15 protein-coding genes are annotated in these 15,844 nt (G+C 58.9%); 12 read left to right on the top strand and 3 right to left on the bottom strand.

The window, feature by feature from the left end; all coding sequences use genetic code 11:
* The first annotated feature begins 1 nt into the window (after nucleotide 1).
* The 5 genes from AABC73_RS18980 to AABC73_RS18960 all read left to right on the top strand — a co-directional run bounded on the left by AABC73_RS18980 (nucleotide 2) and on the right by AABC73_RS18960 (nucleotide 5,805).
* Nucleotides 2-634, top strand: coding sequence for a 2-dehydro-3-deoxy-6-phosphogalactonate aldolase (locus AABC73_RS18980; RefSeq protein WP_341520482.1), 633 nt, complete (start codon nucleotides 2-4; stop codon nucleotides 632-634).
* A 55-nt stretch (nucleotides 635-689) separates the two neighbouring features.
* The gene (gene dgoD, locus AABC73_RS18975; RefSeq protein ID WP_341524279.1) at nucleotides 690-1,847 is read left to right on the top strand and encodes a galactonate dehydratase; all 1,158 of its coding nucleotides are present in this window, start codon (nucleotides 690-692) and stop codon (nucleotides 1,845-1,847) included.
* 181 nt (nucleotides 1,848-2,028) lie between these two features.
* A complete protein-coding gene (locus AABC73_RS18970) occupies nucleotides 2,029-3,339 on the top strand; it encodes an MFS transporter (RefSeq protein ID WP_341520481.1) in 1,311 nt (436 codons plus the stop codon).
* Between the two features lie 65 nt (nucleotides 3,340-3,404).
* The gene (locus AABC73_RS18965; protein ID WP_341520480.1) at nucleotides 3,405-4,217 is read left to right on the top strand and encodes an IclR family transcriptional regulator; all 813 of its coding nucleotides are present in this window, start codon (nucleotides 3,405-3,407) and stop codon (nucleotides 4,215-4,217) included.
* A 253-nt stretch (nucleotides 4,218-4,470) separates the two neighbouring features.
* Complete coding sequence (locus AABC73_RS18960) at nucleotides 4,471-5,805, top strand: IS110 family transposase (RefSeq protein ID WP_341520479.1); 1,335 nt, start codon at nucleotides 4,471-4,473, stop codon at nucleotides 5,803-5,805.
* A gap of 152 nt (nucleotides 5,806-5,957) precedes the next feature.
* Here AABC73_RS18960 and AABC73_RS18955 read toward each other — a convergent pair whose 3' ends face one another.
* The gene (locus AABC73_RS18955) at nucleotides 5,958-7,010 is read right to left on the bottom strand and encodes an NAD(P)-dependent alcohol dehydrogenase (protein ID WP_331150852.1); all 1,053 of its coding nucleotides are present in this window, start codon (nucleotides 7,008-7,010) and stop codon (nucleotides 5,958-5,960) included.
* Between the two features lie 182 nt (nucleotides 7,011-7,192).
* Here AABC73_RS18955 and AABC73_RS18950 point away from each other — a divergent pair, with 182 nt between their 5' ends.
* On the top strand, nucleotides 7,193-8,098 hold the full coding sequence (locus AABC73_RS18950) for an AraC family transcriptional regulator (protein WP_341520477.1): 906 nt from the start codon (nucleotides 7,193-7,195) through the stop codon (nucleotides 8,096-8,098).
* 55 nt (nucleotides 8,099-8,153) lie between these two features.
* Here the strand turns inward: AABC73_RS18950 and AABC73_RS18945 are convergent, their stop codons facing one another.
* Complete coding sequence (locus tag AABC73_RS18945) at nucleotides 8,154-9,809, bottom strand: electron transfer flavoprotein-ubiquinone oxidoreductase (RefSeq protein ID WP_341520476.1); 1,656 nt, start codon at nucleotides 9,807-9,809, stop codon at nucleotides 8,154-8,156.
* A gap of 312 nt (nucleotides 9,810-10,121) precedes the next feature.
* Nucleotides 10,122-10,331 (bottom strand): hypothetical protein, encoded by a 210-nt coding sequence (locus AABC73_RS18940; RefSeq protein ID WP_341520475.1) that lies wholly within the window; start codon nucleotides 10,329-10,331, stop codon nucleotides 10,122-10,124.
* On the opposite strand from AABC73_RS18940, the gene AABC73_RS18935 reads away from it, so the two are divergent.
* The 6 genes from AABC73_RS18935 to AABC73_RS18910 all read left to right on the top strand — a co-directional run bounded on the left by AABC73_RS18935 (nucleotide 10,330) and on the right by AABC73_RS18910 (nucleotide 15,801).
* On the top strand, nucleotides 10,330-11,079 hold the full coding sequence (locus AABC73_RS18935; RefSeq protein ID WP_341520474.1) for an electron transfer flavoprotein subunit beta/FixA family protein: 750 nt from the start codon (nucleotides 10,330-10,332) through the stop codon (nucleotides 11,077-11,079). The two genes, AABC73_RS18940 and AABC73_RS18935, sit on opposite strands and share 2 nt — an antisense overlap.
* A 16-nt stretch (nucleotides 11,080-11,095) precedes the next feature.
* Entirely contained in the window at nucleotides 11,096-12,025 is a 930-nt protein-coding gene (locus AABC73_RS18930; RefSeq protein WP_341520473.1) for an FAD-binding protein, read from the top strand.
* 124 nt (nucleotides 12,026-12,149) lie between these two features.
* Entirely contained in the window at nucleotides 12,150-12,980 is an 831-nt protein-coding gene (locus tag AABC73_RS18925; protein WP_341520472.1) for a transporter substrate-binding domain-containing protein, read from the top strand.
* Between the two features lie 9 nt (nucleotides 12,981-12,989).
* Complete coding sequence (locus tag AABC73_RS18920) at nucleotides 12,990-13,343, top strand: DUF4398 domain-containing protein (protein ID WP_341520471.1); 354 nt, start codon at nucleotides 12,990-12,992, stop codon at nucleotides 13,341-13,343.
* On the top strand, nucleotides 13,340-14,155 hold the full coding sequence (locus AABC73_RS18915; protein WP_341520470.1) for an OmpA family protein: 816 nt from the start codon (nucleotides 13,340-13,342) through the stop codon (nucleotides 14,153-14,155). The genes AABC73_RS18920 and AABC73_RS18915 overlap by 4 nt, the downstream gene beginning before the upstream one ends.
* 206 nt (nucleotides 14,156-14,361) lie before the next feature.
* Entirely contained in the window at nucleotides 14,362-15,801 is a 1,440-nt protein-coding gene (locus AABC73_RS18910) for a PLP-dependent aminotransferase family protein (RefSeq protein WP_065834538.1), read from the top strand.
* Nucleotides 15,802-15,844: the final 43 nt, after the last annotated feature.

The following is a 15,844-nucleotide window of genomic DNA, read 5'->3' as shown; positions in this document are numbered from 1 at the left end:
AATGCTCAAGCAAGCGCTGGTCCAGAACGGTCTGATCGCTATCCTTCGTGGTTTGCGTCCCGAAGAGGCGCCCGCCATTGGCGATGTGTTGTATCAGGCTGGTTTGCGCGTCATCGAAGTACCGCTCAATTCCCCGCAGCCCTACGACAGCATTCGCCTGTTGCGCCAAAGCCTGCCCGCCGATTGCCTGATTGGCGCGGGCACGGTGTTGACGCCGGAACAAGTCGAGCTGGTGAAAGAGGCGGGCGGTCAGGTGATCGTCATGCCGCACAGCGATGCCAAGGTCCTGCGTGCCGCCAAGGCTGCCGGGCTGTTTCTGTCGCCGGGCGTGGCTACGCCGACCGAAGCCTTTGCTGCGCTGGCCGAAGGCGCTGACGTGCTCAAGCTGTTCCCGGCCGAGCAAATGAGCCCGGCGGTGGTCAAGGCCTGGCTCGCGGTTTTACCGGCCGGCACGGTGCTGATCCCGGTAGGCGGCATCAGCCCTGACAACATGAAAGTCTTCCTCGATGCCGGCGTGAAAGGCTTCGGCCTGGGTTCGGGGCTGTTCAAGCCCGGCATAAGTGCGGAAGACGTCGCCGAGCGGGCCAAAGCTTATGTCGCGGCCTGGAAGCAACTGACTGCCGCCGCTAATTGAACTGATCGACCGTTGAACTGATCGGCGCACTAGACGCCCACGTCAAACAAGAGAAATCGCACCCATGAAAATCACCAAACTCACGACTTTTATCGTTCCGCCTCGCTGGTGTTTCCTGAAAATCGAAACCGACCAGGGCATCACCGGCTGGGGCGAGCCCGTGGTTGAAGGCCGCGCGCATACCGTAGCGGCGGCTGTCGAGGAGCTTTCCGATTATTTGATCGGCAAGGATCCGCGCAATATCGAAGACATCTGGACTGTGTTGTATCGCGGCGGTTTCTATCGAGGCGGCGCGATACACATGAGCGCCCTGGCCGGCATCGATCAGGCGCTGTGGGACATCAAGGGCAAGCATCTGGGTGTTTCGGTCAGCGATCTGCTGGGCGGTCAGGTGCGGGACAAAATCCGCGTCTATTCGTGGATCGGTGGTGATCGACCTGCCGACACCGCCCGCGCCGCGAAAGAAGCGGTGGCGCGTGGTTTCACGGCGGTCAAGATGAACGGCACTGAAGAGCTGCAATTCCTCGACACCTTCGACAAGGTTGACCTGGCGCTGGCCAACGTTGCTGCGGTGCGCGATGCGGTCGGGCCGAACGTCGGCATCGGTGTGGACTTCCATGGCCGGGTGCACAAGCCCATGGCCAAGGTGCTGATGAAAGAGCTGGACCCGTACAAGCTGATGTTCATTGAAGAGCCGGTGCTCAGCGAAAACTACGAGGCCCTCAAGGAACTGGCGCCGCTGACCAGTACGCCGATTGCCCTGGGCGAGCGACTGTTCTCGCGCTGGGACTTCAAGCGCGTGTTGAGCGAAGGCTATGTCGACATCATCCAGCCGGATGCGTCTCATGCCGGCGGCATCACCGAAACCCGCAAGATCGCCAACATGGCCGAAGCCTACGATGTGGCTCTGGCGCTGCATTGTCCGCTGGGCCCGATTGCCCTGGCGGCGTGCCTGCAACTGGATGCGGTCTGCTACAACGCGTTCATTCAGGAACAGAGCCTGGGCATTCACTACAACGAGAGCAACGACCTGCTGGATTACATCAAGAATCCCGAGGTGTTCGACTACGACAAAGGCATGGTGAAGATCCCCAACGGCCCGGGCCTGGGTATCGAGATCAACGAGGAATACGTCAAGGAACGCGCCGCCATCGGCCACCGCTGGCGCAACCCGATCTGGCGCCATGCCGATGGCAGTTTTGCGGAGTGGTAGGAACCTGACCTGCTTAACGTAGCGAACGTGTGTGGGAGCGAGCTTGCTCGCGAAGACAGTATTTCAGAGGCCCGAAAAGTGCCGGATGTACTGACCAATTCGCGAGCAAGCTCGCTCCCACACATCCTCGCTCCAACAGAATTCTTCCCAGACCTCAATAAACATAAAAAGAGGCACTTCCATGCAAACCCGAATCCTTGAGGGCGCGGCGTCGTTAGTGACGCCGACCCGCAAACGCTACTTCATCATGGTGCTGCTGTTCATTACCGTGGTGATCAACTATCTGGACCGCAGCAACCTGTCGATTGCCGCGCCGGCACTGACCAGCGAGCTGGGTATTGATCCGATTCACGTCGGGCTGATCTTCTCGGCGTTCGGCTGGACTTACGCCGCCATGCAACTGCCCGGAGGCTGGCTGGTCGACCGGGTTCCGCCGCGCATCCTCTACACCGTGGCGCTGCTGCTCTGGTCCATTGCCACCATCATGCTGGGCTTCGCTGCCAGCTTCATCGCGCTGTTCGTGCTGCGCATGGCGGTCGGTGCGCTGGAAGCGCCGGCTTATCCAATCAACAGCCGCGTGGTCACCACCTGGTTTCCCGAGCGCGAGCGCGCCACGGCGATTGGCTTTTATACGTCCGGGCAGTTTGTCGGCCTGGCGTTCCTGACGCCGGTACTGGCCTGGCTGCAGGCGACTTACGGCTGGCACATGGTTTTCGTCAGTACCGGTGCGATCGGCGTGATCTGGGCGGCGATCTGGTACATGGTCTATCGCGAGCCACGTGACTTCAAAGGCGTCAACGAAGCGGAAATCCAGCTGATTCGCGAAGGTGGCGGACTGGTGGATATCCAGGCCGATACCGAGAAAAACAAGCGCGGCTTCAGCTGGCTGGACTTGGGCGTCGTGCTCACCAAGCGCAAGTTGTGGGGTATATATCTGGGGCAATTCTGCCTCAACTCGACGCTGTGGTTCTTCCTCACCTGGTTCCCGACTTATCTGGTGAAATACCGCGGCATGGATTTCATCAAGTCCGGGCTTCTGGCCTCGCTGCCGTTTCTCGCTGCGTTCGTCGGTGTGCTGTGTTCCGGCTTTTTTTCCGACTGGTTGATTCGCCGTGGTCACACCGTCGGCTTTGCGCGCAAGCTGCCGATCATTGCCGGGTTGTTGATTTCCACGTCGATCATCGGCGCCAACTTCGTTGATTCCACGCCGCTGGTGATTGCATTCCTGGCATTGGCGTTCTTCGGCAACGGGCTGGCCTCGATCACCTGGTCGCTGGTGTCGACCCTGGCTCCGGCACGTTTGTTGGGGTTGACCGGCGGCACCTTCAACTTCATCGGCAACCTGTCGGCAATCGCCACACCGATCGTGATCGGCTTCCTGGTTTCCGGGGATTCCTTCGCGCCGGCCATCACCTATATCTCGGTGCTGGCACTGATCGGGGCGCTGTCCTACATCCTGTTGGTGGGCAAGGTTGAGCGGATCGAAATTTGATCACTGGCATGCACAACAGCTGGCGACGATAATGCCGCCAGCTTCCTGATCTTATAAGGCCTGATATGCAGCCAGTTTCCGACCCTCCTGCAACCAGCAGCGCCACCAAGGATTCGGCGCCCACCGGCACGCAAACCCTGCTGCGCGGGCTGGGCGTCATCCAGGCGGTTGCCGGCGGCGCCCGTGACCTCAAGGAAATCGCCCGGCAGATCGGCACCACGCGCAGCACGACCCATCGCCTGGCGAGTTGCCTGGTGGAGGAGCGTTATCTGCGGGTGCTGCCACAAGTGGGTTATCTGCTCGGCCCCAAGCTCATCGAACTGGGTTTTCAGGCGCGCGAAGAAGTGCCGCTGGCCATGCTGGCGCGACCCTATCTGGATGAGCTTTCCGAATTGACCGGCGACACCGTGCATTTGGCGGTTCGCGATGACGACGAAGTCTTGTACCTGCACAAGAATCCGGGACGCAATGGTCCGGAAATGCGCTCGCGGGTCGGCCACCGCATGCCGTTGTTCCGCACCGGCATCGGCAAGGCGTTATTGCTCGACAGTACCGAATCCGAATGGCAACGCCTGTATGACGTCAGCCTGCCAGTGGGTGGCAAGAATCCACTGTGGCCAGCGCATCAGGAACAGTCGTGGGAGGAGTTGCGTCAGCGCATGCGCGAGTACGTGCAAGGCGGTTATGCCTTCGACCTGGAAGACAACGAGCCGTCGATCCGCTGTGTGGCGGCGCCGATTCGCGATGCCAGCAAGCAGATCATTGCCGGCATCAGTATCGCCAGCACCGTGCCTTACATGCCGCTGGAGAAAATGGCCGATCTGGTTCCGCTGATCAAGCAGACTGCCGCGCGGCTGTCTGCTGAGCTTGGGGGGTAGTGCTGTAGGAGATCCCCCGTCGTCCAGACGCCGCGCTGTCGCGCAGCAAACGGGGGATGCGTCTAGCGTTGAAGGTGCGCGCGGGGCAGAGACCGTAGCCCGCACTGGTGTGACAGCACCCGAGTAGGAGAGTGGTCCGCACGGTATCGGCGTGGAGTCATTGTCGGCACAGCTTGCTGTGACCACGTATGAGAGAGTGAATCTTTTCGCCACCGTGTACCCCGCGCGCCCCTTAATCCTGCGAGGAATTCTCATGGCGCGCAAGAACCAGCAGAAACGTTTACGAATTGTTCACGATGACTGTGCGGGCATCGATATTGGCAGTCGTGAGCATTGGGTTGGCGTCGACCCTGATCGATGCGATAACCCGGTGCGCAGTTTTTCCACCTTTACCGACGACTTGCTCGGTTTGGCCGACTGGCTCGAATCGCTAAGTATCAGCGTGGTCGCGATGGAGGCGACCGGGGTTTACTGGATTCCCCTGTTCGAAATTCTGGATGCCCGCGGATTCGACGTCTATCTGGTCAACTCCCGGGCCACACGCCAGATATCGGGCCGTAAATCTGACGTGCTGGATTGCCAGTGGATTTGGCAGCTCATGAGCTATGGCCTTCTGCGGGGGGCCTTCCGACCTTCGGACGCCATCTGCTCCATGCGTTCGATAGTGCGCCAGCGCGCCAATAAAGTTCGCGATCAGGCTCAAACGCTCAACCGTATGCAGAAGGCGTTGAGCCAGATGAATATCCAGCTCGCCAATGTGATCAGCAATATCGCGGGTGTGACGGGAATGAAAATCCTGCGCGCCATTATCGAGGGTGAGCGTAATCCACAAAAGCTGGCCGCTTTTCGAGATCGGCGCATCAAGGCTGATCACGAAACCATTGAGCGCAGTTTACGAGGCAACTGGCGCCTGGAACACCTGCATGCCCTGGCTCAGGAAGTGGCTTGCTACGACTTTCTTGAAGGGCAGATCGCTGAGTGCGACCAAGCGATCAGACAGGTGCTTGAACAATTGCCGACACTCAACGACAAGCCTCAGCCCTCGACCAAGGCGCTGCGCAGTCCGCATCGTTCTTCATCGGAGCAAGCCGGTTTGCATCAGGCTCTCTGGAAAATCATGGGAGTTGATCTGACGGCTATTCCGACCCTCGGCGTAGATACGGCCTTGGTGCTCGCCAGTGAGATCGGCCCTGACTTGTCACGTTTTCCGACATCGGGACACTTTTGTTCCTGGCTGGGTCTTGCGCCCCCGACCCGAATATCAGGCGGTAGACAGCTGCCCGGCAGTGGTCCCAAAGTCCTGAATCGAGCAGCCCAGGCGTTGAAGCAAGCCGCCTCCAATGCGCGCAATGACAAAAGCTTCATCGGTGCCAGCCATCGTTCGCGTTTGGCAAGGATGGACACCAGCTGTGCGATCAAGGCAACCGCCCACCAACTTGCCCGCTTGATCTACGCAATGCTGACCAAAGGCCAGCCTTACGTTGAACAAGGAATGGAGGCTTACGAAGCCAAGACCCAAGACAGGCAGATGCGGGCCTTGCTGCGCAAGGCCCGCAAGTTGGGATTGGAACTGGTGAAAGCTGCGTGATTTTTCTTAGTCAAAACAGTGGGTTATTTTATGTTTGATGAGAGTGAACTTGTGTGGGAGCGAGCTTGCTCGCGAAGGCAGTATTTCAGGCCCCCGAAAAGTGCCGGATGTACTGACCACTTCGCGAGCAAGCTCGCTCCCACGAAGGCCGCTTAAGCCTTCAACGTCGCCATATCAATCACGAAACGATACTTCACGTCGCCTTTGACGACCCGCTCGAACGCCTCGTTGATGTTCTGGATATCGAGCATCTCGATGTCGCAGGTGATGTCATGTTCGGCACAGAAATCCAGCACTTCCTGGGTTTCCGCCATGCCACCAATCATCGAACCGGCCAGCACGCGACGCTTCATGACCAGATTCACTGCATGTACCGGTGGGTTAACCGGTTCGATCAGGCCCACGAGGATGTGCACGCCATCAAAGCGCAGGGTTTCCAGGTACGGGTTCAGATCGTGCTGTACCGGAATGGTGTCCAGCAGAAAGTCGAAGTGGCCGGCTGCTGCCTTCATCTGCGCGGCGTCTGTGGAAATGATCACATGATCAGCGCCTTGACGACGACCTTCCTCAGCCTTGCTCGCCGAGCGGGTGAACAAGGTCACTTCAGCGCCCATGGCCTTGGCAAACTTGATGCCCATGTGGCCCAGACCACCCATGCCCAACACGCCCACTTTATGCCCGGCCTTGACGCCGAAGTGCTTGAGTGGCGAATAGGTGGTGATGCCCGCGCACAGAATCGGCGCGGCGGCGGCCGGGTCCAGTTTCTCCGGGATGCTCACGACAAAACGGTCGCTGACCACGATGCTGTTGGAATAGCCGCCCATGGTCAGGGTGCCATCGATGCGGTCCTTGGAGGCGTAAGTCTGGGTCGGGCCTTCCAGGCAGTAATTCTCCAGATCGGCTTTACAGGCTTCGCAGGTGCGGCACGAATCGACCATGCAGCCAACGCCGACCAGCTGGCCGACTTTGAACTTGCTGACATCAGCGCCGACGGCAGTGACTTTGCCGACGATTTCATGGCCGGGCATCAGCGGGTAGGCAGCAAAACCCCATTCGTCGCGGGCCTGGTGAATGTCGGAGTGGCACACGCCGCAGAACAGAATTTCGATGGCGACGTCATCCGCCCGAGGGCTGCGACGTTCGAAATTCATGGGGGCGAGCGGGGCGGTGGCCGATTGGGCGGCATAGCCGATGGCTTTGATCATGGTTGAACCTCACAAAAATGGTGGCGGGTAAAGATGTGGGGCATTGTCCGGGCGTGCAGCCGTGCCGGCCATGGTCATTCCTGCGCAATTCATGCCTAATCCTCCGGAACTCGCTTACCTCCAACCTGCATGCGATAGAGATCTGCGATGATGCAAGTGTCTAATCCTCTGCCCGGTGTCTCATGTCGTTAGCCCATCATTCCGATGCCAATGCCGCCCTTGTTGCCCTGATCAAACCCTTGGCGACGCGCCCTGGATTTGTGTCGACGCTGTTGCCGGAGGTGCACGTCGTGTCGATGCACAGCTATGTGGCCAGCAGTCCGCAAATCTACGAGCCAAGCCTGATGATCATCGCCCAAGGCGGCAAACTGGCCAGCCTGGGTTCGCGCACGCTGGACTATGGCGCCGGTCATTATCTGGTGCAGGCGCTTTCCGTGCCGTTCATGTGCGAGACCTTCGCGACGCCGCAAGCGCCGTTGTTCGGCGTGTCGGTGGCGATCGATCGAGTGATGCTTGGTGAGCTGGTGCAGGCCATGGGCACCCCTCCGGACTTGATCGTCGAGGCCCAGACGCCGGAGTCCATGACGTCAGCAGTGCTGGATGCGCCGATGCGCGAGAGCGTGGAGCGCTTGCTGCGCTGCCTGCACGATCCCCTTGAGTGCCAGGTGATGGGCCAGTCGCGGCTGCGCGAGGTTTTGTATGCGGCGTTGCGTGGACCCCAGGCCGGTGTGCTGCGGGCGCTGGTGGCCCAGCAGAGTCATTTCGCCCGGGTCGCCGCTTCCCTGGCCTATCTGCACAGTCATTATGACGAGCCGCTGAATGTCGACATCCTGGCCCGCCAGGCGAACATGAGCGCTTCGACCTTCCATGAGTATTTCAAACGCAGCACCTTGCTCTCGCCGGTGCAGTATCTGAAGCGCCTGCGCTTGCTCAAGGCGCAACAGATGCTGGTCGCCGAAGGTCTGGGTGTCGCGCAGGTTGCGCACCGCGTGGGCTATCAAAGCACCTCGCAGTTCAGCCGCGAATACAAACGGTACTTCAATCGCAGCCCAGGCGAAGAGGGCATCAGCCTGAGAATTCCTGCCTGAGGAGCGCGCACAAAAAAAGCCCCCGAAGGGGCTTTCTGGTTTGCAGCTGCTCCCCTTACATATTGGGATAAGTCGGGCCGCCGCTGCCTTCGGGTGCTACCCAGGTAATGTTCTGGGAAGGGTCCTTGATGTCGCAGGTCTTGCAGTGCACGCAGTTCTGGGCGTTGATCTGGAAGCGCTTCTCGCCGTCTTCCTTGGTCACCACTTCATACACGCCCGCCGGGCAGTAACGCTGGGCCGGTTCATCGTACAGCGGCAGGTTGGTGCCGATCGGGATGCTCGGGTCGGTCAGCTTCAAGTGGCAAGGCTGTTCTTCTTCGTGGTTGGTACCGGAGATGAACACCGAGCTGAGCTTGTCGAAACTGAGCTTGCCGTCGGGTTTCGGGTAGTCGATCTTCTTCGAGTCCGCCGCGAGCTTCATGCAGGCGTAATCCGGCTTGGTGTCGTGCAGGGTAAACGGCAGCTTGCCGGCGAAGAAGTTCTGATCGAGGAAGTTGAACGCACCGCCCATGATCGCGCCGTATTTGTGCAGCGCCGGGCCGAAGTTGCGGCTGGCGAACAGTTCTTCGTACAGCCAGCTGGACTTGAACGACGCCACGTAGGCATGCAGCTCGTCGCCACCTTCCTTGCCAGCCAACAATGCCTCGGCCACCGAGTCGGCGGCGAGCATGCCGGACTTCATCGCGGTATGGCTGCCTTTGATCTTGGCGAAGTTCAGGGTGCCCAGGTCGCAGCCAATCAGCGCGCCGCCGGGGAAAACCATTTTCGGCAAGGAATTCAGGCCGCCTTTGCAGATCGCCCGCGCGCCGTAGCTGATGCGCTTGCCGCCTTCCAGGTACTGCTTGACCACAGGGTGATGCTTGTAGCGCTGGAATTCGTCGAACGGCGACAGGTACGGGTTGCTGTAGGAAAGATCGATGATCAAACCGACGACCACCTGATTGTTTTCCAGGTGATAAAGGAAGGAGCCGCCCATGTTGTCGTCATCAAGCGGCCAGCCGGCGGTGTGCACCACCAGGCCTGGCTCATGCTTGGCCGGGTCGACTTCCCAGATTTCCTTCAGACCGATGCCGTAATGCTGGGCATCGGCTTCCGTGTCGAGGTTGAAACGCTTGATCAGCTGCTTGCCGATATGGCCTCGGCAACCTTCGGCGAACAGCGTGTACTTGCCGCGCAGTTCCATGCCGGGGGTGAAGAGACCATCTTTTGGATGGCCTTCACGGTCCACGCCCAGATCACCGGTAATGATCCCGCGCACTACGCCGTTCTCGTCGAACAGTGCTTCCTGGGCAGCGAAGCCCGGATAGATTTCCACGCCCAGGTTTTCAGCCTGCTGGGCCAGCCAGCGGCACAGATTACCCAGGGAAATGATGTAGTTGCCATCGTTGTGCATGGTCTTGGGTACGAAGAAGCTCGGGACCTTGACCGAGTTTTCGGCACTGCGCAGGACATAAATGTCATCGCGGGTGACCGGGGTATTCAGCGGCGCGCCGAGCTCTTTCCAGTCCGGGAACAGTTCGTTCAGGGCGCGGGGTTCGAACACCGCGCCGGACAAAATGTGTGCGCCCACTTCGGAGCCTTTTTCGACCACGCAGACGCTGATTTCCTGACCGGCTTCGGCGGCCTTCTGCTTCAGGCGGCACGCGGCAGAAAGCCCGGCCGGGCCGGCGCCGACGATGACTACGTCGAATTCCATAAATTCGCGTTCCACAGGCTATCTCCTACTCAAGGCTCATCAGTATTTTTTTATAGGCAGCGTACAAACCGACGTGCGGAGGCATTCACTGCCTGCTCGCCTTCAAATGCGGCGCATTATATCTACACCACCCGACAGGTCCAATACAAACGTTTGTTTGAATTATTCGCAGGCCAGATAAATCGTGGTCGCGCGGCTCATCACTGGCCGTTTTGTCGTATTGACCGGAAATCACGTTGCGGTCAAGATACGGGCGGTTTGCACTTGCCGTGGTCGAATCCTCGGCTTGTTTCGCGCTTTAGCGCGCCACAAGCCTGGAACGCCCAGTCATTGCGCGGTGCGCAGTTTACACACCCGTGTGCGCCAGATGTACGGCCCGGGGCGTTTATCCTGGATTTTGGTGGTTTTGGTTTGTGAACCCACCCTTCGGTCTTTACGAATAGCGCTGGATCGCAGCGTATTCGAGAATGCTTTTGCTGCCAGTCCCAGGTCTACCCTGGCGACTTTCTTTTCACCGGAGAGAAACGAGGAATCCATGAAGGTTCTTGTAGCTGTCAAACGAGTGGTCGACTACAACGTCAAGGTTCGCGTCAAAGCGGACAACTCCGGCGTCGATCTCGCGAACGTCAAAATGTCGATGAATCCTTTCTGCGAAATCGCCGTGGAAGAAGCCGTACGCCTGAAAGAAAAAGGTGTTGCGACCGAGATCGTCGTCGTTTCCATCGGCCCGACCACCGCTCAGGAGCAACTGCGTACCGCATTGGCTCTGGGTGCCGATCGCGCCATCCTCGTTGAATGCGCTGACGAATTGAACTCCCTGGCCGTGGCCAAGCTGCTCAATGCCGTGGTTGCCAAGGAACAGCCACAGCTGGTTATCCTCGGCAAGCAAGCCATCGACAGCGATAACAACCAGACCGGCCAGATGCTGGCGGCGTTGAGCGGTTATGGTCAGGGCACCTTCGCTTCGAAAGTCGAAGTGAGCGGCGACAAGGTTGCGGTGACCCGTGAAATCGACGGCGGCGCGCAGACTGTTTCCCTGAGCCTGCCAGCCATCGTGACCACCGACCTGCGTCTGAACGAGCCGCGTTATGCGTCGTTGCCGAACATCATGAAGGCCAAGAAGAAGCCCCTGGAAGTCCTGACTCCGGACGCTCTGGGTGTTTCCACTGTCTCCACGACCAAGACCCTCAAGGTCGAAGCACCGGCTGCACGCAGCGCGGGCATCAAGGTCAAGTCGGTTGCTGAACTGGTCGAGAAACTGAAAAACGAAGCGAAGGTGCTTTGAATTGGAGAGCCTGACTATGACTATCCTAGTAATCGCCGAACACGACAACGCGACGCTGGCTCCGGCCACCCTGAACACCGTGGCGGCTGCGGCCAAAATCGGCGGCGACATTCACGTGCTGGTTGCCGGTCTTGGCGCAGGCGCTGTTGCCGAAGCCGCGGCAAAGATCGCTGGCGTGAGTAAAGTGCTTTCAGCTGACAATGCTGCCTACGCGCACCAATTGCCGGAAAACATCGCGCCGCTGGTTGTCGAGCTTGCCTCGGGTTACAGCCACATCCTGGCTGCGGCCACTTCCAACGGCAAAAACATCCTGCCCCGCGTTGCTGCGCAGCTGGATGTGGATCAGATCTCCGAAATCATCTCGGTAGAATCGCCGGACACCTTCAAGCGTCCGATCTACGCCGGTAACGCCATTGCGACGGTTCAGTCCTCCGCAGCGGTAAAAGTCATCACCGTGCGTTCCACCGGTTTCGATCCGGTTGCCGCTGAAGGTGGTTCGGCTACGGTCGAAGCAGTTTCCGCTGCTCACGATGCAGGCAAATCAAGTTTTGTCGGCGAAGAGCTGGCCAAGTCTGATCGTCCTGAATTGACCGCTGCCAAAATCGTCGTTTCCGGCGGTCGCGGCATGCAGAACGGTGACAACTTCAAGCACCTGTACGCTCTGGCGGACAAACTCGGCGCAGCTGTCGGCGCTTCCCGCGCTGCGGTCGACGCAGGTTTCGTACCCAACGACATGCAGGTCGGTCAGACCGGCAAGATCGTCGCGCCACAGTTGTACATCGCGGTCGGTATTTCTGGCGCGATCCAGCATCTGGCCGGCATGAAAGACTCCAAGGTGATCGTTGCGATCAACAAGGACGAAGAAGCGCCGATTTTCCAGGTGGCCGATTACGGTCTGGTAGCTGATCTGTTCGAAGCAATACCTGAGCTGGAGAAGCTGGTTTAATCCAGACGCTTCACTTATAAAGAGACCCGTCTATTCGGGCTGGATGAGTACTGCGGCGAGTTGCTGCGGGCTTGTGCGGTTTGGACAGGCGGGTTTTTTATTGGATTTGAAAAAGGATGCTCTCATGGGTCAGCCCAAGCGGCTGCTGTCATCGCTTCTTCTGGGCTTGCTGCTCGGCCCGAGCCTGACTTTTGCCGCAGGAAAATGTGAGCGCCTGATCGCCACCGGCAGTCCGGATGCACCGCCATTCCTGTGGCGTGATCCTCAGGACCCGAAGCATCTGATCGGCGCGAACGCTGACTTGCTCAAGCGGGCGGCGACGGATATTGGCATCAAAGTCGAGCTGCTGTACGCCGGAAAACGCAGCCAGGCCGTGGACGAAGTGCGCAGCGGGCGCATGGATCTGCTGGTGGATGCGCCGTTGAATGTCGCAGAGCTGGACTCGCTGGACTACGTGCATCCGCCGATCAGCCACAACGACATCATGCTCTGGAAACGGCGTGATCAGGTGCAGCCTTTCAGCTCTCTGACTGAACTTGCCGGCCTTCAGGGTGCGGCTTCGGAGAGGATCCGCCTGACATCGCCGTTCAGTGCAGCGGTAAAGGAACAGCTTCGCGTCGAGCGGCTGCCTGGCTTGACCGAGGTGTTTCAAAAGCTGATGGTGGGGCAGGTGGATTACGTGTTTGCCGGGCGTTATGCCGGCATGGCGATGGTCCAGACGCTGGGGCTTTCCCAGGACCTGATTGCCCAGCCGACAGCCGTCGACAAGCCCGGTCTATACCTTGCGCTTTCTTTCAATTCGGCCTGCAACGATTCATGGCTGCGCGGACAGCTGGCGAAAAAGATGACAGAATCGGCCGCCTCCGACCTGTCGGGCGAAGCGGTGACGCGTAATCTGGAACTCTGGAAAGCGCAGCTACTGCAACCGGCCAGCGTCAGCGCCCCAAACAAGTAGGAATGTTTTGTGAGTATTCGCCCATTATTTGCCGCTCTGGCGGTCGCCACGCTCGTTGGCTGCGCCAGCGATCCGGCGCCGATCGAACAACTGAAACTGACTGAAAAAGCCATCGAGCAGGCCAAGGCCGTCGGCGCCACCGACGAGCAGCCCGAGCTGCAAACCGCTGAAGAAAAGCTCGCCCAGGTGCGTGCGGACATGGCTGGCAAATCCTACAAGCAGGCGCGCATGAACGCTGAACAGGCAGAGCTGGATGCACGGCTGGCAGAGGCGCGAGTCCTGACTGCGAAAAGCGAGGAACAAATCACTCAGCTCAACACCCGTCTCAATCGTTTGCGCAAACAGTTGGGGGTGACCCAATGAATCGTCTGCCACGTATGTTGAGTCTGGGTTTGCTGTTGGGATCTGCCGGGCTCTACGGCTGCGCCGGTCATCAGAACAGCGGGCAGGCATTGCAGCAGGCCGGTGCTGATTTTCAGAAGGTCCGCGAAGATACCGATGTGTTGCGCAGTGCGCCGAGGGATGTGATCCGGGCCGGTGAATTGCTCGGCCGTGCCGAACGGCTTTCCAGCTATGTGGGCAGCGGTGATGATGTCGCGCATTACGCCTATCTCAGCAGCCGCTATAGCGAAATAGCGCGGGAAAACAGCAATCTGCTGCTTAACCAAGAGCGTCTCGCCAAGATGGAGATGGACCGCCAGCGTCTGCAACTGGCGTTGCGTGAAGCCAAGCTGGCCAGCGCCCAACAGCAGGGTAAGTGGCTGGAAGACCAGATCGTCAGCCTGGCCACGACCCAGACCGAGCGCGGCCTGGTCATGACCTTGGGCGATGTTCTGTTCGATACCGGGCATGCCGAACTCAAGAACTCGGCAAATCGCACCGTACTCAAGGTCGTGCAGTTTCTGCTGCTCAATCCGCATCGTGTGGTACGCATCGAGGGTTACGCGGATAACACCGGCGACGAACAAGCTAACCTGCAACTGTCCAAAGACCGGGCTCAATCGGTCGCCGACGTGCTGACTGATCTGGGAATCGATGACAAGCGCATCGAAGTTCAGGGCTATGGAGCTCAGTATCCTGTCGAAGTGAATGCTTCCGAGCGGGGCAGGGCGCAAAATCGCCGTGTGGAAATCGTTTTTTCCGACGCCAACGGTCGTTTAGGCGCTGCTCGCTGAAATAAATCCGCTGCCCGAGATTCGGGCAGCGGATATCTGCCCGGTTCAGCGTTTAAATTGGCCATTACGCCCGGTCATTATTTAATTCAATCGCTTCGGGACTGGCGGATAAGCAAACTGTCCCAGTACACTTCGGAACTGTTCTGGTGACTACTCGATTTATTTCTTCTATAAAAATAAGTCGCCGGCAGCATTGAGGCCGTTCGATGACCAATCTTCTGCTTTACCAAAGAATCGCCCAGCAACTGGCCGAAGACATTCGTCGTGGGGTTTATCAGCCCGGCGAGCGCGTTCCGTCAGTGCGCAAGATGAGTTCGCAGCTTAACGTCAGCCATGCGACCGTTCTGCAGGCCTATGCGAATCTGGAAGACCAGGGGTTGATTCGCGCGCGGCCACAATCGGGCTATTACGTGCACCAGACGCCCGCGCTCACTGCGCCGACGCCTGATATTGCCCGTGTCGAGCGGCCCGGCCTGGTCACCCGCAGCAGCATCATTCAACAGGTTTTGGTCGAATCGCGGCGCGAAGGCGTGTTCCCTCTCGGAGCGGCCGTGCCGCATGTCGACTATCTGCCGGTCCGCGCCTTGCACCAGCAGATCGCCAAGGTCACCCGTTTTCACAGCCCGCGTGCTTTCAGCTATATGTTCAGCCCCGGATTCGAGCCGTTGCGCCGTCAGGTTGCAATCCGAATGCGTGATGCTGGGGTCGTAGTCGATCCGTCTGAAGTGGTTATCACCCATGGCTGCGTCGATGCCCTGCAAATGTCGCTGCGGGTTCTGACGCGTCCTGGGGATCTGATCGCCGCCGAGTCGCCCACCTATTACGGCCTGTTGCAGTTGGCGGATCTGTTGGGCCTGAAGGTTATTGAAATTCCCAGTGACCCGGCCACAGGGATTAGCCTGGAAGCCTTGCAGTTGGCGGCGAACCAGTGGTCGATCAAGGCGCTGGTGCTGACCTCCCGGCTGAGCAATCCATTGGGCGGGACCATTCCGGAAGAGCGGCAAAAACACCTGCTGCGCCTCGCTTCCGATTTCGATATCCAGATCGTGGAAGACGATATCTATGGCGAGCTGATGTTTGAGCTGGGCCGGACCAAGGCTCTCAAGGCATTTGATCGTCTGGGACGGGTGATTTACTGCTCCAGTTTTTCCAAGACTTTGTCGCCGGGCGTACGTATCGGCTGGATGATTGCCGGCAAGTATCAGCCTGAAATTCAGCGACTGCAGACATTCAGCACTCACTCAGCCTGCAGCGTCACGCAGATGGGTGTGGCGGCGTACCTTGAAAACGGCGGTTATGACCGGCATTTGCGCTTCATTCGCCTTGAATACCGCAAGAACCTCAGCGCCTTTCAGTTGGCTGTGCAGCAGTTTTTCCCCGAAGGCACGCAAATGAGTCGTCCAACCGGTGGATTTATCCTTTGGGTTAGTTTGCCGGGAAGGGTGAATACCCAGGATCTGCATGTTCGGGCGCTTGAGCAGGGCATCAGCATCGCTCCAGGGCTGATCTTCAGCAATACAGAACAATTCAATCACTGCATTCGCCTTAACTGTGGCGTCCCTTGGAATCGTGAGGCGGAACGCGCCTTGATGACCCTCGGAATGTTGGCGAAACAACTCTGTCAGGAAGCGGTCGAACCCTATTGAAGGCGCGTGGAGGGCTCTAGCTCGCGCAAACGTCGCAAATTGT

This window comes from Pseudomonas sp. G.S.17 (assembly GCF_038096165.1).
Classification (GTDB): Bacteria; Pseudomonadota; Gammaproteobacteria; order Pseudomonadales; family Pseudomonadaceae; genus Aquipseudomonas.
The sequence above is the reverse complement of the archived record's forward strand: the minus strand, read 5'-3'. Positions and strand labels throughout refer to the sequence as shown.